Raw genomic sequence first — 24,460 nt, 5'->3', positions numbered from 1 at the left:
CTTGAAAACACTTACAACAGAAATGGAGGGCAACTGTATGAAAGAAACATATAAACATACTGATGCTTGGCAAGGTTTTAAAAATGGTCGTTGGAACAAACATGTAGATGTAAGAGAATTTATTCAATTGAATTACAATTTATATGAAGGAGACGATGCGTTTCTAACAGGACCTACAGAAGCAACCCAAACATTATGGCAACAAGTGATGCAACTGTCTAAAGAAGAACGTGAACGCGGTGGCATGTGGGATATGGACACTAAAGTTGCTTCAACAATAACTTCTCATGATGCAGGCTATCTTGATAAAGATTTAGAAACTATAGTGGGTGTACAAACGGACAAACCGTTTAAACGCTCTATGCAACCATTTGGTGGTATTCGTATGGCTAAAGCAGCTTGTGAAGCTTATGGTTATGAATTAGATGCCGATACAGAAAAAATATTTACAGAATATCGTAAAACCCATAACCAAGGTGTTTTTGATGCGTATTCTAAAGAAATGCTTGCTTGTCGTAAAGCAGGTGTCATTACAGGATTACCAGACGCTTACGGACGTGGACGTATTATCGGTGACTACCGTCGTGTTGCACTCTACGGTGTAGACTTCTTGATGGAACAAAAACTACATGATTTCCATACGATGTCTACAGAAATGTCAGAAGATGTTATCCGCTTGCGCGAAGAATTATCAGAACAATATCGTGCATTAAAAGAGTTAAAAGAATTAGGTCAAACGTATGGCTTCGATTTAAGTCGTCCAGCTGAAAACTTTAAAGAAGCAGTGCAATGGTTATACCTTGCTTATCTTGCAGCAATTAAAGAACAAAATGGTGCAGCAATGAGTTTAGGTAGAACATCAACGTTCTTAGATATTTATGCTGAACGTGATTTAAATAATGGAACAATCACAGAAAGTGAAGTTCAAGAAATTATCGATCATTTCATCATGAAATTACGTATTGTAAAATTCGCACGTACACCAGATTACAATGAACTATTTTCAGGTGACCCAACTTGGGTAACTGAATCAATCGGTGGTGTAGGCATTGACGGACGTCCGCTCGTAACGAAAAACTCATTCCGTTTCTTACATTCATTAGATAACCTTGGACCAGCGCCAGAACCAAACTTAACTGTGCTATGGTCTGTACGCTTACCTGATAATTTCAAAACGTATTGTGCTAAAATGAGTATCAAAACAAGTTCAATTCAATATGAAAATGATGATTTAATGCGTGAAAGCTATGGTGATGATTACGGTATTGCATGTTGTGTATCTGCCATGAAGATTGGTAAACAAATGCAATTCTTCGGCGCGCGTGCTAACTTAGCAAAAACATTATTATATGCGATTAATGGTGGTAAAGATGAAAAATCTGGCAATCAAGTAGGACCGGAATATAAAGGTATTGATACAGAAATATTAGATTACGATGAAGTATATGATAAGTTTGATAAAATGATGGACTGGCTTGCAGGTGTCTATATTAATTCGTTAAATATCATCCATTACATGCATGATAAGTACAGTTATGAACGTATTGAAATGGCTTTACATGACACGAACATTATTCGTACGATGGCAACAGGTATTGCAGGATTATCTGTCGCAGCTGATTCACTTTCAGCAATTAAATATGCCCAAGTGAAACCAATTCGTAATGAAGATGGTTTAGTGGTTGATTTCGATATTACAGGCGATTTCCCTAAATATGGTAATAATGATAGTCGCGTTGATGATATTGCTGTCGAACTCGTTGAGCGCTTTATGACTAAGCTACGTAGTCACAAAACATATCGTGATTCTGAACATACGATGAGTGTCTTAACAATCACTTCAAACGTTGTTTACGGTAAAAAGACTGGTAACACACCAGATGGTCGTAAGGCAGGAGAACCATTTGCACCAGGTGCTAACCCAATGCACGGACGCGATCAAAAAGGTGCATTATCATCATTAAGTTCGGTTGCTAAAATTCCATATGATTGCTGTAAAGACGGTATTTCTAATACCTTCAGTATTGTGCCAAAATCACTTGGAAAAGAAGATGACGATCAAAATAGAAACTTGACAAGTATGCTAGATGGTTATGCTATGCAACATGGACACCATTTAAATATTAACGTATTTAACAGAGAAACATTAATGGATGCAATGGAACATCCTGAAGAATATCCACAATTGACGATTCGTGTATCTGGATACGCGGTAAACTTTATTAAATTAACACGTGAACAGCAGTTAGATGTTATTTCTCGTACATTCCATGAACAAATGTAATAGAAGTAGGGTGGGAGTCAAATGATTAAAGGACACATACATTCCGTTGAAAGTATGGGCACTGTCGACGGACCTGGATTAAGATATATATTGTTCACGCAAGGTTGCTTATTACGCTGTTTATATTGCCATAATCCTGATACGTGGAAGATTAACGAGCCATCAAGAGAAGTGACTGTTGATGAAATGGTTAACGAAATATTACCATATCAGCCATACTTTGATGCCTCAGGTGGTGGTGTGACCGTAAGTGGTGGAGAACCATTACTTCAAATGCCATTTTTAGAAGCGCTATTTAAAGCTTTAAAAGCATATGGTATTCATACATGTATTGATACATCAGCAGGTTGTGCCAATGATACCATTGCTTTCAATCGTCATTTTGACACACTACAGCAGTATACGGATTTAATCTTATTAGATATCAAACATATTGATAATGATAAGCATATGGCTTTAACAGGAAGACCCAATACCCATATATTGAAATTCGCTCAAAAATTATCAGAAATGAAACAACCCGTGTGGATTCGTCATGTACTTGTTCCAGGTTACTCAGACGATAAAGAAGACTTGATACGACTAGGAGAATTTATTAATTCGCTAGATAATGTAGAAAAGTTTGAAATCTTACCTTATCATCAGCTCGGTGTTCATAAATGGAAGACGTTAGGCGTACATTACCAATTAGAAGATGTTGACCCCCCTGATGAGGAAGCGGTAATGGCAGCATATCGGTATGTGAACTTTAAAGGTAAAATCCCAGTACAATTATAATGAATGATGACCTCTCTATATTGCCAATATTTGGTAATGTAGAGAGGTTTAATTTTATGTAAAATACATATAGACCTCTATCTATATAGATGTTAATCTATATATGGATAAAGGAGGATAGCCATGTCATATCAATCGTTAGCAGTAAAATTAAAGGTATGTGCAGATGCGACACGCTTAGAAATCTTAGACTTACTATCATGTGATGAGTTGTGTGCAGACAATATTTTAAAATACTTTAATATTTCGCAACCAACACTGAGCCACCATATGAAAGTGCTAGTTGCACATCATTTTGTAGAAGTACGTAAAGAAGGTAATAAGCGAATGTATCGCTTAAATCAAGAACATTATCAACAGTTAATACAGCAGCTAAATCAGATTCACCAATCTAATCCGATGTGTATTTGTAATGATCTTGAGCGAGGTGGAAGTCAATGATAACTATGCTAGCGATCCTTATATTTATAGTGACGATTATTTTTATTATTTGGCAGCCAAAGGGCTTAGATATTGGTATCACTGCATTGATGGGTGCCATCATTGCTTTATTAACAGGTGTGGTCAGCATTGGAGATGTTGTTAAAGTTACTGATATTGTATGGAATGCGACGTTAACTTTTGTCGCATTGATTATCATCTCGTTAATTTTAGATGAAATTGGCTTTTTTGAATGGGCAGCATTACATATGGTACGTGCTTCTAATGGTAAAGGGGTAAAGATGTTTATCTATATTTTACTTTTAGGTGCAATCGTTGCAGCTTGCTTTGCTAATGACGGTGCAGCCCTCATTTTAACGCCTATTGTCTTAGCTATGGTACGTCATCTTGGCTTTAAAGAAAAAGTCATTTTCCCATTTATTATTGCATGTGGTTTTATTGCAGATACGACATCATTGCCTTTTACCGTCAGCAATTTAGTGAACATCGTTTCAGCTGATTTTTTTAGTTTGAGTTTTATGGGTTACGCAATTAGAATGCTAATACCGAATTTCTTTTCCCTTTTTGCAAGTATCATTGTGTTGTGGCTTTATTTTAGAAAAACAATTCCTAAACATTTTGATCATTCACAATTAAAAGAACCTACAGCAGTGATTAAAGATTATCGATTATTTCGTTGGTCATGGCTTGTACTCAGTGTGCTATTTATAGGTTATATACTAAGTGAATTTTTACCTATACCGATATCATTTATTGCTGGAACGATTGCACTTGTTTTCTTAGCATTAGCACTGCAATCGCATGTTGTTAATACAACAAAGGTGGTCAAAGGTGCACCATGGAATATTGTTATCTTTTCCATAGGAATGTATTTGGTTGTTTTTGGTTTGAAAAATGTAGGCATTACAACATTATTATCACATGTATTAGTGACGATAGCACATCATGGCCTCTTTACAAGCATTATGGGTATGGGCTTTATGTCAGCAATATTATCTTCTGTGATGAATAATATGCCTACCGTGATGATTGATGCGATAGCTATCGACCAAGCAGCTGTAGTAGGAATAGTTAAAGAAGGCATGATTTACGCTAATGTGATTGGTTCTGACTTAGGACCTAAAATGACGCCTATTGGTTCCCTTGCCACATTGTTATGGCTTCATGTCTTAAGCCAAAAAGGGATGAAAATTTCTTGGTGGACGTATATTAAGACAGGGGTTGTGATTACATTACCTGTCCTCTTTATCACATTAATAGGTTTATACATCACTTTGAAGTGGCTATAATCTCAAAAATGATGTTATCTCTGTATAATTCGTTTATCGTGTTGGAATGCTTTTTTATAGTTAATAATAGATATCCAGATTAGAGAGCGGGTTATATTCATTGATTGTGCGTAACATGTCAACTTGTGGGAAATAGTGACCACCAATTTTCATGATGATGAATAAACCCAAAGCCACCATTGCGAGACAGAAAAGTGTTGAAATGATATTTTTCAATATTGTCATAGTACTTCACCTCAAATGATTTATTATAATTTGATTATATAAATGGTTATATGTATGAGCCTTTATCTAATCTTTCAAAATATTAGTTTCAGCTTACAAGTTTGAAAGATATGTTAAAATGAGCTGGTTTTTATGCGTATTTATTGTAATTTTACTTCTTAAGGCTAAACTAGTAAGTGAGAGATAGATTAATAATCTTAAGGAGTTGTTTATTATGTCAAAAACAGCAGTAGTTACAGGTTCAGCAGGTGGATTAGGTAAAGGCATTGCAGAACGCTTAGCGAATGATGGTTTTAACGTAGTTATCCAAGATATTAATGGAGATGTTTTATTAAAAACAGAAGAAGAATTCAAAGGTAAAGGCTATAACGTTGTTGCTTTTAGAAGTGATGTATCAGTGAAAAAAGAACAACAAGAATTGGTTAGATTTGCAGTAGCTGAATTTGGTCAATTAGATGTGTTCGTAAACAATGCTGGTGTTGATGCAGTAAGTCCATTTTTAGAAGTTGATGAAGCGCAACTTCAACGTGTGTTTAATATTAATGTTTTTGGTATGGTTTATGGCACACAAGCCGCAGCAGAACAATTTAAAAAACAACATACTAAAGGTAAAATCATCAATGCCTGCAGCATTGCCGGACATGAATCTTATGAAATGTTAAGCACATATTCAGCTTCAAAACACGCGGTGCGTTCATTTACACAAGCTGCAGCAAAAGAGTTAGCGCAAGATCATATTACAGTGAACGCTTATTGTCCAGGTGTTGCTAAAACAGAAATGTGGGATCGTATCGATGCTGAAATGGTACGCTATAACGACGAGTTACAACCAGGTGAAGCTTTTGCTGAATTTTCAGCTGCAATTAAATTAGGACGTTATCAAGAACCACGAGATGTGGCTAATCTAGTATCATTCTTAGCATCAGATGATTCAGACTATATTACAGGTCAAGCTATTCTTACAGATGGTGGATTAGTATATAGATAAATTATAAGTTACAAAGTGAAGCGGATAACTGTAGGATTTAGTAGGGTTTTACCAGTTGAAAATAAAAATAACTAAAACTTATAATTATTTATTTTAGTAAAAAGCTTTACTTATCATGAAATATACGTTATAGTTAGTCTATCGTAATAAAAGTTCGTGAAATTGTAGTGTGTTTATCTAGAATACTCTCTTTTTTATACATGATTTTGTTACAAATATTAGTGCAAAAGCACACGGAGGTATTCTATATGAATAACGGTACAGTAAAATGGTTTAACGCAGAAAAAGGTTTTGGTTTCATCGAAAGAGAAGACGGAAATGACGTATTCGTACATTTCAGTGGTATCGCTGGTGAAGGTTACAAAACTTTAGAAGAAGGTCAAAAAGTTGAATTCGACATTACTGAAGGTCAACGTGGCGACCAAGCTACTAACGTTGTAGTAATGTAACTAACCATTATAGAAAGAGCCTAGAACATTCAATGTTCTAGGCTTTTTTATGTTTTTATGAGTCAAATCGAATCATACTTGCTGCACCATGGCTAACAATTTGATAAAAGTGATATTCAAGTTGTGCTTTATCTATAGGATGCGGATCTTGAATCCAATGTTTGACTAAAGAAATTCCTGCACCTGAAACATAGCTCATATAATAAGAAAATGGCATGCCTTCAATCGTATCATCTTCATTTTTATATTGACTTAAATGATTATAAATAAGGTTATAAAGTTTTTCTTGAATCATTGATGCTTTACCAATTTTAAATAAGATGCTAAATACATCTCTATGATTATCAATGTGCTCGATTAAATAGGTGATGATGTTTTTAAGCATGATGTTGTGTTGTTGTTGATGTTGTTCAGCAATAAAATATTGTAAATCTTGTATGAGTTTATTCTCAATTTCTTCTAATAAATCATATTTATCTACGTAATAACTATAAAACGTACTACGATTAATATCAGCAGTTTCAGTTAATTGTTGTATAGTTAGCTTATCAAACGACGTTTCTGTTAGTAATTGTAAAAAGGCATGGTGTATCGCTTGTTTAGATTTTCTAATTCTACGATCTTGTGCCACATACTCCCTCCTCATTCCAGTCTAATTATAAACAGTTTTGACTCCTATGTTGATTTTCAAACAAATTGCGATGGTCTGCTTGTTGTTAAAAATGATACAGTGGTTAGAATGAAATTGTAATTAAAATGCAGAAACATGAAAGGGATGACAAACGATAGAAAAAGATATGTTAGGTAATCCACAATTAACAGTTACGCCATTAGAACAGATTAAAGAAGGAACTAATCATATAGTCGTTGATAGTGTTCAATATGGAAATCAAGAAATGATAATGGAAAAAGATAGACCAGTGACAATGGAAGATGGTACACAATTATATGTGAATATATTTAGACCAAATAAAGAAGGGCAATTTCCTGTTGTTATATCTGCAGATACCTATGGAAAAGATAATAAACCTAAAATCACAAATATGGGACCTATGTGGCCAACAATAGGTACAATTCTAACGTCAAGCTTTACACCTGAAGAATCACCGGATCCAGGCTTTTGGGTACCTAATGATTATGTTGTTGTAAAAGTAGCTTTAAGAGGTAGTGCTAAATCAGTTGGTGCACTTTATCCTTGGGGATTATCAGAAGCTAAAGATTATGCTCAAGTCATCGATTGGGCTGGCAAACAACGATGGAGCAATGGCAATGTAGGGACGAATGGCGTATCTTATTTAGCGGTGACGCAATGGTGGGTTGCTTCTCTAAATCCAACGCATTTAAAAGCTATGATACCGTGGGAAGGATTGAACGATATGTATAGAGAAATCGCCTTTCATGGTGGTATTCCAGATACAGGATTTTACCGTTTTTGGTATCAAGGTTTAGTGCAAAGATGGCCAGACATGGATATTGAAGATTTAATTGCTGCACAGCAAAATCATCCGTTGTTTGATGAATACTGGCAAGCTAAACAAGCGCCATTAGCTCACATTCAAATACCTATGTTTGTTTGTGCGAGTTGGTCTACACAAGGCCTCCATAATCGTGGCACATTTGAAGGATTTAAACAAGCATCATCACAGCATAAATGGTTGAAAATTCATGGACGTAAAGAATGGGAAACATATTATGCACGTGAATCACTAGAACAACAAAAATCGTTCTTTGATTACTACCTTAAAGGTATTGATAATGATTGGCCTGAAACACCGCGTGTAAGTTATGAAGTACGTGATAAATTTTATCAGGGTTATCACAACACAGCGACAGCATATCCATTACCACAGATGAGTGAAAAGCCGTTATATTTAAATGCACAAGATATGTCATTACAAGCGCAGTTACCAGAAGAAACAGTTTCAGTAAGCTATTTAAGTGATGATTCACTTGATGATGAAGTGAGATTTAGTAAACGTTTTACTCACAATACTGAAATAACTGGAAATATGAAACTCAAGTTATGGGTAGCAACAGAAGAAGCAGATGATATGGACTTGTTCATTGGCATAAAGAAAATCAATCGTCAAGGAGAAGAGGTACATTTTCCTGATTTTAATCATATTGAAAATGGACAAGTGGCAACTGGATGGTTACGTGTATCACATCGAGAATTAGATATTGAAAAATCAACAGCACTACAACCTTGGCATCATCATATGAAAGAACTTAAACTTGCACCTCAAGAAATTGTTGCTGTTGAAGTAGAAATTTTGCCATCTAGTACGCTATTTAAAAGCGGAGAACAATTACAAGTTGTGATAAAGGGTAGTGAAGTCGTTAAAGGCACAAGCACACCAGTACTAGGAATGAAGACACGCTATGAACATCAAGATACAGTCAATCATGGTTTAAATCACATATATACAGGTGGCAAGTATGACTCGCATCTATTAATTCCATATCAATTATTAGAAGATTAAGGGATAAACATAAAATAAAAAAAGGGCGGGACAGCATTCATAACGAATTCGTAGTCCCGCCCCGGCAAGGTTGACTAGGATTGAAACAAGCTTGGTATCAGTGGGTTTTCAATCCAGTCAACTACTGCCAATATATAGTTCATAGCCTAATACATAATTGTGGCCTAAACTTTTTTTCTAGGAATGATGTCTCGCATGTTTTTTCTTGCCGACACGTAATTGCCAATAAGTAAACATACGTAATAGATATTCCATTGGTCCATACCGCCAATGACGTTGATACCAAGAAGCAACTAGCACTTGAAGAACATAAAGAATAATAAAGATACCAAACATCATTGTTACATGGTCGCTGCCGAATTGTCCTAAGCCATAGCCATAAAAAATCATAGTGCCAATCACACTTTGTATTAAGTAAAAGGTCAGTGACATTTTACCAATATGTTCTAAACCTCGGAATGTAAAATGTTGTGGTAATTTTTGATACATATATTTAAATAAACTCATATAACCAAATGCGAGTATGATACCGAACACTTCCGTGAAATTTTCAGCAATTGTTGGATGTTGAACCCAGAGTACTGCTGATTTGCCGATAAGTGCTAGGGGGATAATCCATATCCATAATTTAGAGGACCACCAATCAAGCGCATCTTTTTCGAACCAACCACTTTTAGATAAATAGACACCTAATGTAAATAATGGCACTTCCATTAAAGGAATAAGAATAAAAATGAGTAGGAAAAAGATTGACCCTAGTTGATCTTCGAATAAAGCAAATTTTGGATCTTCAACTGTTTCATCAACATGACGAATATCTGAATAACTACCTTCACTGTAAATCTTTGTAATCTTTGATACATAATTTGCTGTGTCATGTTTGCTAGGTGTTGTTTGCATACCATTATCACCGGAAAATGGCATGACAATAAATAGTACGAGCAATAATCCAAAAATAATGAGCGTAAAGTATTTAAAAGCACGTTTCCCCATATGAATGAAAGGAATGACAAATAGCATAGAGAAGCCATAACCAAATAATATATCTCCACCCCATATGTAAGATGCATGTAAACCTCCAATAATCATCAGGAAAAAAGCACGACGAAAGAGTTTTAGTTTCGGACGTTTAACACCTTTTCGTTTCATGGATTGGTATAATTTATCCATAGAAAAGCCAAAAAGCATAGCAAAGATAGGCATAAAACTACCTACAAAAAGAATATTAATAATATTAAAAACACCGTGGTTGAATGGACTTAAATGAAAATGATCAATATATAATTGGCCAGTTAAATCAAATTGAAATATAAGTAAATTAGCTATAAAAATCCCTAATAAGCTAAATCCTCTTAGTGCATCTGCAACTTTAATTCGTTTCAATATTATTCACCTCTCCCATACCATAACGTACACACATAAAAATAAAACTAAATGCAGCTTAATTCTTCCTTAAATATTAAAGGTACCAATTTGTTATATAGTGGTTAATGCATATGTTTTAAGGGAATAGGTGAATTATTAACTAAATGTAATTAATTCTTTTATAAATTTACGTTATTCAACATAAAGGAGGATGTGAAGATGAACGGTATCAAAGTGAGCAATAAGCTATGTCGTATTGCTTTACCTTTAATCGGTGGCCAAATTATTGGCAAAATCACCGTAAAAAATGCACGTCGGGATTATAGTAAAAATGTTAAACCACCATTATCACCACCAGGTTATGTTTTTCCGATTGTCTGGCCAACACTTTACTTAAGTATGGGTATTGCTCATGACATCATTTCACAACAAAAACAGCATCAAGCAGCACAAGCCACGTATTATTTGCAGTTAGGTTTAAATTACTTATGGTCATTACTTTATTTTAAATATAAATTACGTGGTGCAGCCCTCATTGACAGTTATATTTTATTTAGTGCAGTTGTTGCGACCGCCGTCCAATTCTATCAAAAACATCGAATTGCGGGTTATTTATTAATTCCTTATATTTGTTGGTCAGCGTTTGCTTCATACTTGGCGACAGGTAATTGGTTACTCAATAAAGATAATCCAGATTATACGGCAGGACACCATGCGTAAAAAATCCGTTATTTGGCTCATCATAGGCAGTGGTATTTATTGGTTTGTGCTTCAGATGTTGGTTGCCGTGTGGGGAACACGTTTAAGTACTACATTTTTAATGAAGTATGGTTTCTGTTTTAAGTCATTCGCATTCGAACGTGAAGGAGATTTTTGGAATGATGTCTTTCAAGTCAAACGCTGGAAAGATCATTTGCCAAAGGGACATCGTTTAAATCCGGCAATTTATAATAAATCGACTCTAATGGCGCAACCGTCAGCGCAAGATATATATGATTTTATTATAGAAACACGGCGTGCAGAATTTGTTCATGGAATAGCGATGTTACCAATGTTTGTATTTCTTGCTGCGCCAAAATATATAAAAATACCACATATGACATATGCTTTATTAGCAAATGTACCATGTATGATTGTGCAACGTTATAATCGCCCTAAGCTCGAGCGTTATTATCATAAATTGAAAAACAGATAGGAAGTGAGTGTATGCCAATTAAAAAAGTAGTTGTGATTGGTGGCGGTCTTGGAGGTATTTCCGCTGCGATTCGGATGGCACAGAGTGGCTACCGTGTCGATTTATATGAACAAAATGACCATATCGGCGGAAAGGTTAATCGTCTAACTACCTCTCAATTTGGTTTTGATTTAGGACCATCTATTCTTACTATGCCTTATATTTTTGAACAGCTTTTTCAACACAGTGGTAAAGAAATGAGAGATTACGTAGATATAGAGCGATTGCCATTGCAATGGCGTAGTTTCTTTCCATCTGGGGAAATGATAGATTTATATGATAATGTTGCTGATACTATTGATAATAATTCAACTCTGACAGCACAAGATCGACAAGAATTAATGTCATTTTATGATTACGCAGAACGCATTCATCGTTTTACGGAACAAGGCTATTTCCGCTTAGGTTTAGATACCTTACCAGAAATTTTGACTTACCACGGGCCGTTTAAAGCATTGCGTGGCTTTGATTATTTTTCTACTATGCAACAAGCTATTAATAGACGTGTATCAAATCCACAATTGAGAGATATGTTAGGGTACTTTATTAAATATGTTGGCTCATCTTCATATGACGCACCAGCCGTGTTATCAATGCTTTATCATATGCAACAAGAACAAGGCTTGTGGTATGTCAAAGGAGGAATGCATCATCTGGCTCAAGCACTTGAAACGTTAGCGCGTGAAGAAGGCGTTCATATTCATACTGGCGTAGGTGTAGAAAACATTCAAACGTCATTTGACAAAGTTGTAGGTGTGAGACTAACAACTGGAGAAAGCGTCGAAGCGGACTATCTCATTTCAAATATGGAAGTTATTCCGACATATCGTGAATTACTGCATTTTAGTGATAAAAAGATTGAACGTTTAGAAATGATTTATGAACCTGCAAGTTCAGGTCTCGTACTACATTTAGGTATTGATAAGTACTTTCCACAGCTTGCACATCATAACTTTTTCTTCACAGCAGATTCAAAGCGTAATTATCGTGAAGTCTTTCACGACAAAATATTACCGTATGATCCAACAATTTATTTAGTGAATGCGAATAAAACCGATCCAACTCAGGCACCTCAAGGTTATGAGAGCATTAAAGTTTTACCGCATATTCCATATATTCAAAATCAACCTTTCTCTCAGGAAGATTATCTGCAATTAAAAGAACGTGTTTTGGATAAGTTAGAAGCTATGGGATTAGATGATTTAAGAGCGCACATTGTGTTTGAGGATATGTGGACGCCTGAAGATATAGAACATCATTATCGTTCTAATCGTGGTGCTATTTATGGCGTTGTGGCAGATAAAAAGAAAAATAAGGGCTTCAAGTTTCCAAAGCAATGTGCTTATTTTAATAATCTATTTTTTGTTGGTGGTTCTGTAAATCCGGGTGGGGGCATGCCTATGGTTACTTTAAGCGGGCAACAAGTAGCGGATAAAATTAATGCTATCGAACACGGTGAAAGGAGAGACTAAAGTGAAATGGATTAGTTCATTAACTATGCTATTTACGTTCTTTTCTATCATTAGTGGTAAAGTCATGTATGGTCGACGCCATCCATTGACACATAGTAAGATTCATTCATCAAAACAATTGGAATTATCCGTTATTGTTCCAGCGCGTGACGAAGCGCAACGCTTACCACGCTTATTAAAGTCATTAGCACAACAAACCGTTTCTGTAGAAATAATTGTGATGGATGATGGATCCACAGATCAAACTGCTGAAATCGCACGCGCAGCTGGAGCTTCTGTCTATTCAGTTCAAGCTGATAAACCGTCATTATGGCAAGGTAAGTCATTGGCTTGTTATCAAGGTGCGACCTACGCATCAACTCCACTATTGTTGTTTGTTGATGCCGATGTGACATTAACATCCCCTAGAGCAATTCAAGCACTCATTGATACTTACTACCAACAAGATTACCGAGGTTTGTTAAGTGTCCAACCTTATCATTCTACTATACGACCTTATGAAAGTTTATCGGCGCTATTTAATACATTGACAGTAGTTGGTACGAATCAATTTTCATTAATAGACGGACAGCAGACTACGCGCGTGGCCTTTGGGCCTGTTGTCTTGACTAATTCAACTGATTATAAGTCCACACAAGGACATCAACAAGCTAAACATCATATTATTGAAGGGTTCGCATTAGGTCAAGCATATTCACAACAAGGCTTACCAGTAAATTTATATGAAGGACAGCAAGATATTCAATTCCGAATGTATGAAGATGGCATTCAGTCACTCGTTCATGGATGGGTTAAACATTTTTCTGTTGGTGCTACTGCAACTTCGCCAAAGGTTATGACAAGTATTGTTATATGGTTAATGGGATCGATTATTACAGCATCAGGCTTAATACTTAGTTTGTTAGTAAAGCCGATATCTAAAGTTAACATGGGGATATTATATATTCTTTATACAATGCAATTTATACGCATACATCGACGAGTAGGTCATTTTTCACGTTGGATGTTATGTTTGCACCCTATCTTATTTATCTTTTTTAGTGGTGTGTTTTTATCATCATGGATACAGTCTTACTGTAAGCGAAGCGTTATATGGAAAGGCCGAACGTATCATTTGTGATGTTATAAATATTTAATACAAGGAGGGTGCACGAGATGACACTAGATGACCATTTTCAATACTGCCATCAACTGATGAAGCATCATTCTAAAAGTTTCTCCTATGCCTTTGATTATTTACCAGATAGAGAAAGACGTGCAGTATGGGCGATTTATGCTGTATGCCGTGTGATTGATGATAGTATCGATGTTCATCATGATCCACAATATTTGCAGTACATACGACAAGATATTATGGCCATTGAACAACAACAGTTGCATCCTGAATTTCAAAGCGATGCGCGAATCATGCACGCATTTTCAAATGTCGCACATACATTTAAAATGGAATACCCAGCATTTTACAAGCTTATTGATACAGTACGCAAAGATCAATATTTTGAGAAATTTGATACCGATGAAGCTATGTTAGATTACTGTTATGGGGTTGCGGGAACTGTTGGAGAAGTTTTAACACCTATTTTAGCACAACAGCCAACTACAGAAACGTTTCGAGTCGCACGAAAATTAGGAGAAGCTTTACAATTAACTAATATTTTACGTGATGTTGGAGAAGACTTTGAACAGGGACGTATTTATATTAGTAAAGAACGGTTGGCGCACTTTAATATTGATATTAAACAACAATATCAGCAAGGTGTGACATCGAATTATATTAAGATGTGGGAAGCATTAGCTTATATAGCAGAACAAGCCTACCATGATGCGCTGTCGAATATTCATGTGTTTAATAAGCAAGCGCAACCTATTATTGAGCTAGCTGCAGTGATTTATGCGGGCATTCTTGATGAAGTTAGAAAGGCAGGGTACACATTACATCAACGCGTGTATGTATCCAAAGTAGATAAGGCAAAATTTTATCGACGTATAAAAAAGAAATATCAAGGACAGGTGGAATAGCAATGAATATAGCAGTAATTGGTGCAGGCGTGACTGGTTTAGCATCCGCGGCAAGATTGGCAGCAAAAGGTCATCAAGTGACATTGTTTGAGAAAAATGATCGACTTGGTGGGCGTATGAGTCAGTTTACTAAAGATGGATTTACTTTCGATATGGGCCCTACAATTGTGATGATTCCTGAAGTCTATAAAGCAGTATTTGAAGCATGTGGCAAAAACTTTGAAGATTATGTAGAGATGACACAATTACCTTATATTTATGATGTCTATTTTGCTAAGGATGACAAAGTTCGTGTACCTACTGATCTAGCTCAATTACAACAAATGTTAGAGCACATCGAGCCAGGTTCAACACATGGCTTTATGTCATTTCTTACTGATATTTATAAGCGTTATGAAATTGCACGCAAATATTTTTTAGAGCGTACGTTTCGTAAGCCTAGTGATTTTTATAACTTAACGTCATTAGTGCAAGGTGCTAAATTAAAGACATTAAATCATGCAGATGATTTAATTGCACAATATGTTGATAATGATAAAATCCAAAAACTCTTAGCTTTTCAAACGTTATATATTGGCATCGATCCCAAGCGTGGGCCATCACTATATTCTATTATACCGATGATTGAAATGATGTTTGGTGTGCATTTTATTAAAGGCGGCATGTACGGCATGGCGCAAGGTTTAACACGTTTAAATCAAGATTTGGGTGTCGATATTCGTTTAAACGCACAAATCGATGAAATTATTATAGACCCAAAATATAAACGAGCCGATGGAATAAGAGGCAATGGTCTTGTTGAGCGCTTTGATAAGGTATTATGTACTGCTGATTTTCCATATGCAGCACAACATCTTATGCCTGAACATAGCCCTGTTAAAAAGTATCCGCCACAAAAAATAGCACAATTAGATTATTCATGTTCTGCATGCCTAATGTATATTGGTATAGATCAAGACTTGAGAGACAACCTGTTATTACATAATGTGATTTTTTCGGCAGATTTTGAACAAAATGTGAAAGAAATATTTAATGGTCAATTGTCAAAGGATCCATCATTATATATTTATGTTCCAGCAGTAGGTGATACGACGCTAGCACCTGAGGGACAAACAGGTATATATGTACTTATGCCTACTGCAGAGTTGAAAACAACAAAAATAGATTGGCAGGATGAATCGATAGTAGCTCGCATCAAGGAAATCATTTATCACAAGTTAGGAACGATAGAAGCCCTTGAAAATATTAAACAGCATATCGTATCAGAAACAATTTTTACACCGTTAGATTTTCAACGAGACTATCATGCGCAGTATGGTGCAGCATTTGGCTTAATGCCAACGCTCGCTCAAAGTAATTATTACCGACCGCCAAATGTCGCTCGTGACTATCACGATCTATATTTTGCAGGTGCAAGTACACATCCAGGTGCAGGTGTGCCTATTGTTTTAACCAGTGCAAAGATTACTGTTGAAGAAATATTGAAAGATATTGCAGCAGGTATATAGTAAAAGAATTAGAGCGGGCTAGAATTCATTGTGAATTCGTAGTCCCGCCCCGGCAAGGTTGACTCGGATTGAAAAAGCTTAGGATAAGTGTATTTTCAATCCAGTCAATTACTGTCTATATAGAGTTCAGAACCTGAGACATAATTATGCCCCAGACACATACCATTGTTAATTAATAGCGTTTAGTTTTAGGTAGAAAAAGTGCAACACAAAGAGAAATGATACCAATACAAGCGATAATAATAAATTGAAGTGAAAAGCTTTGTATGCGTGCTATATAAATATTAATAATTGGTGCAAGTGCAGTTCCTAAAAATAAAATAAAGGTATTTACAGATAAAAAGAATCCTTGATTACCGTTGACTACAATACCTACATTTGAGATGACGGAAGGGACACAAAATGCAATTCCTGCAATAAACATGACACTCCACATCACAAGTAAAGTAACATTTGTAGTACATGCCATACCTAATAACGATATAATACTAATCATTAATGATGTGAGGATGACATTTTTGACGCCGATACGATCGCTTAAACGTCCTGCAAGTAAAGCTAATAGCATGCCGAAGATGCCGTATAGCTTTGCATTAATCGCAGTTGTTTGGTTCCCGCCGACAATATCTGAAGTGATATAGGCATTAAATATATCATACATACTAATAAACATCGTTAACAAGGTTAGTGATACAAAATAACATAGTAAGACCATTTTGTTCGTTTTAAAGGCTTTAAAATTAGTGAAAAAGCTAAGCAAACGAATATGAGGATGGTAGACTGGACTTTCAGGAACTTTTTTATAAATGGCCACAGCTAAAATGAGATAAAGTATTGTTAAGGTAAAATACACGCTATGCCAATGTGTATAACGTACAATAATTTCACTTAAGTTTTGACCAATTACACCAGATAACATAAAGCTTGTACTAATAAAACTAATGGCTGTTACACGCTTCACTGGTGAATAGTTCTCAGTTACATAGGTAATAGATACTGGAGAAAATGCTGCAGCACAGATGCCTTGCAGTGCGCGTAGAATAATTAATAAGATAAATGACCGCACAAAGCCAATCAGACAGCAAATAATGACTAAGCCCACTAAGCCACATAAAATGGTACGAATACGACCAAATTTTTCTGAAATAGTGCCATAAAATAAGCAGCTTACAGAATAGGTAATTGAGAAAACAACACCATTTAATGTAGCAATCGATTTTGGAATATCGAAGTCTTTAGCGAATGCTACGGTTAAAGGAAGCGCTGTATATAAACTACACATCACAGCGATGCCGGTGATGAAGAAAATAGTTGTAATTTGATTATATTTCAATGATGGTGTCATCATTTAACTCCTTTCAAATATTAAATTGTTCGCAATGTTCATATTATCCCACGTTTCATGACTTTTCTAAAGGCCACATTAAAAAGAGGCAATAGTAAAAAAATTCAAAGAAGTAAGTAAATCTTAAAAGAAGAAAACTGACAACAAAGTCAATTTAGACAATTCATCTCCATCTTGCATTGTTTGTAGAAATGTTTATGATATTTCTTTGTTCTGTGCGCTATTCAGTTTTTTGTATATAAAGTGTTTGAATTCGTTGTTTCTTGTTCAGTTTCGACTTTGACATACGTTTGCCATTCGAAGTTATGTAAAGTAGGTTGAATTAAGCGCGTAGGATGTGAAGCATATACCATATTTTTTTATAATACATTTTATGATATGTTTAAAGTATAAGTTAATTATATATTTTAAAAAGTGTTATTAAACAAAGAAAGGATGAGGAATATGAAAAAAGTATTTCTAGCAAGTTCGGTGGCACTCATGTTATTGACGGCTTGTCAAAACAGTGATTCATCACAACAAGAAAATCAAAAAAAGACGTCACAAGCTGATAATAAGAAAGATGAAAAGCACACATCTAAACATCAAACGGAGAACAATGAGAAACAAAATAAAACATCAGGCCAACAACACAGTGATAAAGAAGATAAGGGACAAACTAAATCGTCAGCAGGACAATTATCAGATAAAACGAAACTTGCATTAATTTTTTATGCTGATCCAAAAGGTAAATATTCACTAACCAAAAATGAAATATTAACAGGCAAATATAAGCGACAAGGGACAGGTGACAATGATGTGAAGCAAATTGTTGACTTTGGTCTAGTTCCTTATGAAAATATAAGTCAGGCACCTGATGGAATGAAATTCTACATGGTTTATCCTGATAAAGGTAGCTATCGCACAGTAGTAGGGGTAAATAATGATAAGATTTATATTGGTGCTACACAAAGTCCAATTCGCAATTATCAAGATGCTTTGAAATCTGGGGATGAATACGATTTAAATAAAGTATATACAGAGAATAAAAATAATCGTTCATTACCTGAGATGGAGAATAAAATTAAAATAACACAAAAGGATCCACGTATGGATGAATCAGATACTGAGAGAAAACAGCGCGAATTAAAAGAAAGCGGCACTGAAATGGCACATGCACGTAGTCAGATATTTGACCAAATTGCTCAACTTGAAGGAGCGCCTGCTAATAAAGATTATCTGTGGGATAATATTAAAATGACGAAAGATAGTTGGTCAATCAATTATCGGAATCAAGATGGTGAAATTCTAGGTACTTATAAATTGCAAGGTAAAAAAATGATTAAAGAAGATCAAAATGGTAATCAAGTCAAATCGGCACCAATCAAAAATGATTCAGCATCATAAAGCAGATGTGGTTATGCCAAAAAGGTAGGTATATATGACAAAACACATACAAAACATGCAATCTTTAGATCTAGTTAAAGAACTACTACAAGTTAATCATAGTAATACATCTATCGAAATCAAGACAGAACCGTGGAATGCGGATTATGAAGCATTTAGGTGCGAGTTAAATGGGCAAACTTATATGAGTAGACGCGCACATAAAACACCTAAAAAACGAGGATATTTCTTTGCGATGTGGTGTAAAGATGACGATAATAACAACAGACCATATCAAGATGCTGAATTTCCAATGTTTTTAGTCGTCAATGTTATTGATGGACAACGGTTTGGACAGTTCGTATTTCCTCGAGAGGTTCTAGTTAAACAACATATCATATCGACAACATCACATAAGGGGAAAATGGCTTTACGTGTCTATCCAACATGGGAAGAGGACCTTAATCCATCAGCTGCTAAAACACAGCATTGGCAAGATATGTATTTTACAAATCTAACTATTGAATGAAGGTTAAATATAATCAATTGGCAAGAATATTACTTTGAAATTGTTTAAGATACAACTGCATTATACGAAAACGCCTATCACGAAAGGAGTTAGAAATTGTCCTTTTGTGATAGGCGTTTATTAATACTATAAAGCATTATGATAATGTTCATAAGTCCATTGTTTATCATTTAAAACATCTCGATAAAATGGATGTTGACCGATGAGTTTAATGTTATCAGCTAATGCTTCTACCTCATCTAAATGGTGTGTCGTTAAAATAATTAAACAACTGGATTTCATTTGGTTTAACAGTTGGTGAATATCATAACGTGATTTTAAATCAATACCAACAGTAGGCTCATCTAAAATTAGTATTTTAGGTTGACTTAATAAACCAATTAAAATATTAATTTTGCGTTTATTCCCGCCTGATAACGTAGATACACGTGCCTTCATGTCAGTAAAGTTTAATAATTTCAAATAGTGGGCTATGGTATCATCATCAACAGGTTTGTCACACAATGATTTAAAAAATTGAATATTTTCTTGTGCACTCATATGTTCAAATAAAGCAATATCCTGTGGCACGTAGCCTACTATATTTCTAATTTGACGTTTTGATAGCGTCTTACCAAAGTAATCAATGGTACCTGAATTTGGTTGTTCAATCCCTGAAATCAAACGCAATAATGTCGATTTCCCAGCACCATTTTCTCCGAGCAAGACAGTCAGTTGATTGTCAGCAAATTGCATATTTAGCTGTTCAAAAATGTGTTTACGTTTATAACTTTTAGAAATAGCATGTAATTCGATCAATGTGTCTCACTCCTTTACATTTGAATGCTAATAAATAGAATAGCTATCACGATTGACCAGACAATAGCCATAAATAATCTATGGCTGAGTGTATTAACCTTAAATAATAAGCTTGCGATACCCCATTCATAGATAAAAATAACAGCGAATGATTTAGCATAAAAGAATAAACTTAATGGCTGGTGCATCAACCACTGAATCATCATCATTACGAATAAAAGCAAACATGTATGTGTCACGATATAAGTGCCATAAAGTTTGAGTCGACTGTGATTAAATTGGAATAATCGCCCAAGTGGCGCATTTTGTTTTAATCTTTGATGAAGTACAATTTGAATTGCACTGATCATGAGTACCCATGCAAATATTAAACTAATCGAAAGCGAGTGATTCGCTGATGAATGAATCGCAACATTTTTGAATTTTGATGTTGGTGTATTATTCTTATAGGCTTCTTTAATTTTGTCTATACTTTGGTGGTGATGATTTTTATCTAAGTGTTCTTGAATGATGTGCGGTATTTGTTGTTCATATAATGAACGACTAACGATTTCTAATGCAATATTACCAATAAAATCATCTCGTCCATAGAGTTGAATCGATGACTTCAAACGGTTTTCGACTAAGCGCTTATCAAAATCTTTTGGAATTTGTAAGCTGATCATAGCTTCCTTTTTCTTAACTGCATCATCAATATAAATATCGTCTGCAGATATGGATTTAACCGAAACAAATCGTGTATCCGAAATGTGCTTAATCAGTTGTTTTGAGTCATTACTATGACTCATATCTTGAATAGCAATAGGTATCTTAAAGTTTTGACTAGCCATTTTTTGTCCGGCATATAATAAGCTTAGTGCTGCACCAATAATGATGAGCAGAAGAACATATTGTAGCCATTGTTTTCGAATGACAAGTTGAATGTAAGGTTTCATCGACGATACCTCCAAACAGCGACCACACAGAGTGCCAATGCCACAGCAATAAAGCTGATATAAAAGGCTGGATGTGTATCTAAAATAAAGTTATTTAATGTGATTTCCAACATTTGATTTGTTACTAAACTAAACGGTTGTGTTGCCAATATACTGTTAAAGCTATGTTGGAAAAAGATTGTTGGCACCGTTATGCCTGAGAATACGATAAAGATAAGCGTTAATACGCATTTTAAAAGTAAATTCATCCAGTTTTTACTAATAAGCTCAATTAAGATGAGCAGCATGACTAAGAAAGTCACGAAATAAGTGAGCTGAATTGCTACGGTTGGCCAATTATAACTTTCAAAAGACCCGTCTAATGTATGGTTAATCCATAGAAAGCCAAGGATTGCCCAAATCATTGAATAGAACCATGCAATCGCACCACGAACAAATGTTAACTTTTCAAATGAGAAGTGAAAGAGTTGCAATCGTTCTTTCAATGCCGTTTCTTGATTCATTTTGAGCACAGAAAATAACGATAGACAAAGTATAAAAATGGATAGTAAGTATCCAGTAACGACATAGTAACTGCCTGTATCATAAACCTTTACTGGTTCGTAATTAAAAGCATTAACACGATTCAATCCGGTAAATAGTAAATCAGTCATTAGCATAACCATGTCTTGAGATGATGGCTTCTCAGTTAAGTGTGTGTAGCTTAAAATACCTCCCATAGATAACATTAAGCGATCATAAACTGAATGGGTTAATTGGCTAATAACGACACTCTTTGTAGACTGTTGGTCGTATGTATATACTGTGATAGGTAATTGTCCTTGATGATAAAAGGCATGTGTCATACCTTTGTCAAAAACAAAATAGCCATCTAATTCATGTTTGGATAGACGTTGTTTAGCTGTTTTCTCACTGTATTGTTTTAAGGTAACATGTTTCCCAAAATTACTCCCTTTACCCACGGAACCTAAAATAAGCTGTGTTTCTTTTGAATGATCCTTATCCACAATGCCAAGACGGAAACCTTTATCTTCTTGATTGGCATATTGAACTGCCGTCAAAGCCAAGACTAGTGATAGGACAATCAATATTAAATAGACAAATAAATACCACTTCTTTAATAAAAAAGAGTGGTAGATATGAAACAATTGTATTGACTTCATTTGACCACTCCTTCCATATTTAATCATCGTGTGAGCATGCACTGCGATATGATTGTGTAGGGATTTATTATTGCAGTAGATGTGAGTCTTGGACTAGGCTCTAGACTCTAAATTGGCAGTAGTTAACTGGATTGAAAATATCGCTTATACCAAGCTTTTTTCAATCCTAGTCAACCTTGCCAGGGCGGGACTACGAATTCATAACAAATTGTGTCCCGCTACCATCTTTGCTTTTCAGCTCATCACAGTTAACGCGTAGGTCGTAAACGTTTAATCATCTGTTACTTTTTTAATGATAGATTCTAATAGTTTTTCGCCATTTTTGCTTATTTCTTTATCTAATTTGTCAAGTTCTTTAGATGAAAGTTCACCAATATCTTTGGCTTTATCCGTATCAAAGCTGATGTCTGCTTTTAACTTCGTATCACTGTTTAAAATAAAGTTAATTGGCTCGTCTTGAAGTTTGATACCAACTGTTAATTTTTGTTTTTGTTGGTTATTTTTCACATCTGTATCTAAGCTGTTGTCAAAAGTAAAGTCTTGTTTAGTTCCAGCATTGTCAAATGTGATTGTACCTTTATCATGACGTTTTGTACCGTCTTGTTTTTCTTTGTTTTCAAATGTCAATGTAGATTTATTGTAGTTGTTATCGAATGTAGCATCGTATTTATCTTTATAGTTATCGTCTTTACCAGTAGATTTACCTTTTAATGAGAATGAACCATCGTCAGTAGTGAATTTATAATCTAATGCAAGTTTGTCATCAGTGATGCTATTGTTACCAACGATTTTTACTTTTTTGTTATCTTTATCTGTTAATGTAATGTCACGTTTTAAGATTTCATGATGTTTTTCGTAAATTGTGGATGTGAATTCAATAAATTCTTTTTCTTTTGCATCTTCGGCTTTTTTGAGTGCATCTTCAATTTGTTTTTTGTATTCATCTTTAGACATTTGATTTTTCACAAGTGATTGTAGTTCTTTATCATCTTTAGCTTTTTTAAGGATGGCTAAAGTAAGTTTTTTAGTATCAGCACGGTCTAATTTTAATGTGACTTTGTTTGCTTTTTCTGTCTCACCGTCGACTTTAACTTCTTCTTTGCCTTCTTTTTTAAAGTTATCATCTTTTAAATGATCAAAGACAATATCTGTATAGCGTTTAATAATTGTATCCAAATCTTTTTGTTGTGTTTGTGTCGAACCTAAAAGTGTATTTAGATTTAAACTTTGATTCGTCACTCCTGATGATTTAAGCTGCTCTTCATCTTCTCCAGATATTTCTGCATATTGTTTCACTAACTCAGAATTTTTAACTTTGTAGTCACCTTTAAATAATGGCGCTGTAAAGTATTGGAAATTCTTATCTGCAGCCCATTGGAAATTACCCACTTCTTTATCTGCAATTGTAGGATTTACTTTGATTAATGATTTAGTATTTTTATCGTCATGACCAATAGAAGCTGTAATTTTTGTTGCATCAATGACTGATTTAGGCAATCCCATACTTTCAATGAGTTCTTTAGAAGCATCTGCACTCAATGACATGTTTGATAAATAAGAATTATCCTTCATCTTTTCTTGGAATTTAACTTCATTATCAAAACGGTCATTAAAATAATTTTGGAATTTTTTTGCTGTTTTTTGTTCGCTCAGTAAGTATGTATTTTTTGGTGTGTTTGAAAAAATTTTATATGCACCAAATCCAATACCTGCAACGATAAGCAATATCACTACTGCTGAAATAATAATTTTAAGTTTTTTTGACATTGTGCGCCTCCTAAATAGCTTATA

Annotated in this window: 23 protein-coding genes; 15 read left to right on the top strand and 8 right to left on the bottom strand. The window is 34.9% G+C overall.

Translation table 11 applies throughout. The features are described 5' to 3' along the window. Window positions 1-37: 37 nt before the first annotated feature. The 4 genes from pflB (at window position 38) to arsB (ending at window position 4,791) form a co-directional block, all read left to right on the top strand. Window positions 38-2,284 (top strand): formate C-acetyltransferase, encoded by a 2,247-nt coding sequence (gene pflB / locus CD041_RS10190; RefSeq protein WP_012990671.1) that lies wholly within the window; start codon window positions 38-40, stop codon window positions 2,282-2,284. Window positions 2,285-2,305: 21 nt separating this feature from the next. Continuing rightward, window positions 2,306-3,061 (top strand): pyruvate formate-lyase-activating protein, encoded by a 756-nt coding sequence (gene pflA / locus CD041_RS10185; protein WP_070648093.1) that lies wholly within the window; start codon window positions 2,306-2,308, stop codon window positions 3,059-3,061. Between the two features lie 123 nt (window positions 3,062-3,184). Beyond that, window positions 3,185-3,502: an ArsR/SmtB family transcription factor gene (locus CD041_RS10180; protein WP_002460816.1), complete on the top strand. Its 318-nt coding sequence runs from the start codon at window positions 3,185-3,187 to the stop codon at window positions 3,500-3,502. Next, a complete protein-coding gene (gene arsB, locus CD041_RS10175) occupies window positions 3,502-4,791 on the top strand; it encodes an arsenite efflux transporter membrane subunit ArsB (RefSeq protein ID WP_269146989.1) in 1,290 nt (429 codons plus the stop codon). The genes CD041_RS10180 and arsB overlap by 1 nt, the downstream gene beginning before the upstream one ends. 60 nt (window positions 4,792-4,851) lie before the next feature. On the opposite strand, the gene CD041_RS10170 is transcribed toward arsB, so the two are convergent. Then, entirely contained in the window at window positions 4,852-5,016 is a 165-nt protein-coding gene (locus CD041_RS10170; protein ID WP_002460814.1) for a hypothetical protein, read from the bottom strand. Between the two features lie 214 nt (window positions 5,017-5,230). Between CD041_RS10170 and CD041_RS10165 the strand changes: the two genes are divergently transcribed. Together CD041_RS10165 and CD041_RS10160 are read left to right on the top strand one after the other, a co-directional pair. After that, window positions 5,231-6,004 carry an acetoin reductase gene (locus CD041_RS10165; RefSeq protein WP_002460813.1) on the top strand — a complete coding sequence of 258 codons (774 nt, stop codon included), beginning with the start codon at window positions 5,231-5,233 and terminating at the stop codon, window positions 6,002-6,004. 248 nt (window positions 6,005-6,252) lie between these two features. Continuing rightward, the gene (locus CD041_RS10160; RefSeq protein WP_002479078.1) at window positions 6,253-6,453 is read left to right on the top strand and encodes a cold-shock protein; all 201 of its coding nucleotides are present in this window, start codon (window positions 6,253-6,255) and stop codon (window positions 6,451-6,453) included. A 55-nt stretch (window positions 6,454-6,508) separates the two neighbouring features. Here CD041_RS10160 and CD041_RS10155 read toward each other — a convergent pair whose 3' ends face one another. Further along, entirely contained in the window at window positions 6,509-7,084 is a 576-nt protein-coding gene (locus CD041_RS10155; protein ID WP_062078282.1) for a TetR/AcrR family transcriptional regulator, read from the bottom strand. A gap of 154 nt (window positions 7,085-7,238) precedes the next feature. On the opposite strand from CD041_RS10155, the gene CD041_RS10150 reads away from it, so the two are divergent. Beyond that, window positions 7,239-8,936 (top strand): CocE/NonD family hydrolase, encoded by a 1,698-nt coding sequence (locus CD041_RS10150; protein WP_060795095.1) that lies wholly within the window; start codon window positions 7,239-7,241, stop codon window positions 8,934-8,936. 177 nt (window positions 8,937-9,113) lie between these two features. On the opposite strand, the gene CD041_RS10145 is transcribed toward CD041_RS10150, so the two are convergent. Continuing rightward, complete coding sequence (locus CD041_RS10145) at window positions 9,114-10,319, bottom strand: DUF418 domain-containing protein (protein ID WP_002479075.1); 1,206 nt, start codon at window positions 10,317-10,319, stop codon at window positions 9,114-9,116. A gap of 201 nt (window positions 10,320-10,520) precedes the next feature. Here CD041_RS10145 and CD041_RS10140 point away from each other — a divergent pair, with 201 nt between their 5' ends. Genes CD041_RS10140 through CD041_RS10115 form a run of 6 tightly spaced genes read left to right on the top strand, consistent with a single transcriptional unit; the run spans window position 10,521 to window position 16,534 of the window. Then, the gene (locus CD041_RS10140) at window positions 10,521-11,021 is read left to right on the top strand and encodes a TspO/MBR family protein (RefSeq protein WP_070648094.1); all 501 of its coding nucleotides are present in this window, start codon (window positions 10,521-10,523) and stop codon (window positions 11,019-11,021) included. Further along, window positions 11,014-11,496 (top strand): glycosyl-4,4'-diaponeurosporenoate acyltransferase CrtO family protein, encoded by a 483-nt coding sequence (locus CD041_RS10135; protein WP_070648095.1) that lies wholly within the window; start codon window positions 11,014-11,016, stop codon window positions 11,494-11,496. Before CD041_RS10140 ends, CD041_RS10135 begins: the two co-directional genes overlap by 8 nt. Before the next feature lie 11 nt (window positions 11,497-11,507). After that, on the top strand, window positions 11,508-13,007 hold the full coding sequence (locus CD041_RS10130; protein WP_070648096.1) for a phytoene desaturase family protein: 1,500 nt from the start codon (window positions 11,508-11,510) through the stop codon (window positions 13,005-13,007). Window position 13,008: 1 nt separating this feature from the next. After that, complete coding sequence (locus tag CD041_RS10125) at window positions 13,009-14,127, top strand: glycosyltransferase family A protein (RefSeq protein WP_070648097.1); 1,119 nt, start codon at window positions 13,009-13,011, stop codon at window positions 14,125-14,127. A gap of 35 nt (window positions 14,128-14,162) precedes the next feature. After that, entirely contained in the window at window positions 14,163-15,026 is an 864-nt protein-coding gene (locus CD041_RS10120; protein WP_070648098.1) for a phytoene/squalene synthase family protein, read from the top strand. 2 nt (window positions 15,027-15,028) lie between these two features. Next, entirely contained in the window at window positions 15,029-16,534 is a 1,506-nt protein-coding gene (locus tag CD041_RS10115) for a phytoene desaturase family protein (protein WP_070648099.1), read from the top strand. Between the two features lie 172 nt (window positions 16,535-16,706). On the opposite strand, the gene CD041_RS10110 is transcribed toward CD041_RS10115, so the two are convergent. Then, window positions 16,707-17,879, bottom strand: coding sequence for an MFS transporter (locus CD041_RS10110; RefSeq protein ID WP_012990677.1), 1,173 nt, complete (start codon window positions 17,877-17,879; stop codon window positions 16,707-16,709). Between the two features lie 444 nt (window positions 17,880-18,323). Here CD041_RS10110 and CD041_RS10105 point away from each other — a divergent pair, with 444 nt between their 5' ends. Together CD041_RS10105 and CD041_RS10100 are read left to right on the top strand one after the other, a co-directional pair. Beyond that, window positions 18,324-19,265, top strand: coding sequence for a hypothetical protein (locus CD041_RS10105; RefSeq protein ID WP_070648100.1), 942 nt, complete (start codon window positions 18,324-18,326; stop codon window positions 19,263-19,265). A gap of 34 nt (window positions 19,266-19,299) precedes the next feature. After that, on the top strand, window positions 19,300-19,773 hold the full coding sequence (locus tag CD041_RS10100; protein WP_070864863.1) for a MepB family protein: 474 nt from the start codon (window positions 19,300-19,302) through the stop codon (window positions 19,771-19,773). A gap of 126 nt (window positions 19,774-19,899) precedes the next feature. On the opposite strand, the gene CD041_RS10095 is transcribed toward CD041_RS10100, so the two are convergent. The 4 genes from CD041_RS10095 to CD041_RS10080 form a co-directional block, all read right to left on the bottom strand. Then, entirely contained in the window at window positions 19,900-20,571 is a 672-nt protein-coding gene (locus tag CD041_RS10095) for an ABC transporter ATP-binding protein (protein ID WP_002460794.1), read from the bottom strand. 14 nt (window positions 20,572-20,585) lie between these two features. Continuing rightward, complete coding sequence (locus CD041_RS10090; RefSeq protein WP_070648102.1) at window positions 20,586-21,506, bottom strand: ABC transporter permease; 921 nt, start codon at window positions 21,504-21,506, stop codon at window positions 20,586-20,588. After that, window positions 21,503-22,669 (bottom strand): ABC transporter permease, encoded by a 1,167-nt coding sequence (locus CD041_RS10085; RefSeq protein ID WP_002479064.1) that lies wholly within the window; start codon window positions 22,667-22,669, stop codon window positions 21,503-21,505. Before CD041_RS10085 ends, CD041_RS10090 begins: the two co-directional genes overlap by 4 nt. Window positions 22,670-22,939: 270 nt before the next feature. Further along, window positions 22,940-24,436, bottom strand: coding sequence for a DUF6583 family protein (locus tag CD041_RS10080; RefSeq protein WP_002460790.1), 1,497 nt, complete (start codon window positions 24,434-24,436; stop codon window positions 22,940-22,942). Between the last annotated feature and the right edge of the window lie 24 nt (window positions 24,437-24,460).

The organism is Staphylococcus lugdunensis (assembly GCF_002901705.1).
Taxonomy (GTDB): Bacteria; Bacillota; Bacilli; order Staphylococcales; family Staphylococcaceae; genus Staphylococcus; species Staphylococcus lugdunensis.
The sequence above is the reverse complement of the archived record's forward strand: the minus strand, read 5'-3'. Positions and strand labels throughout refer to the sequence as shown.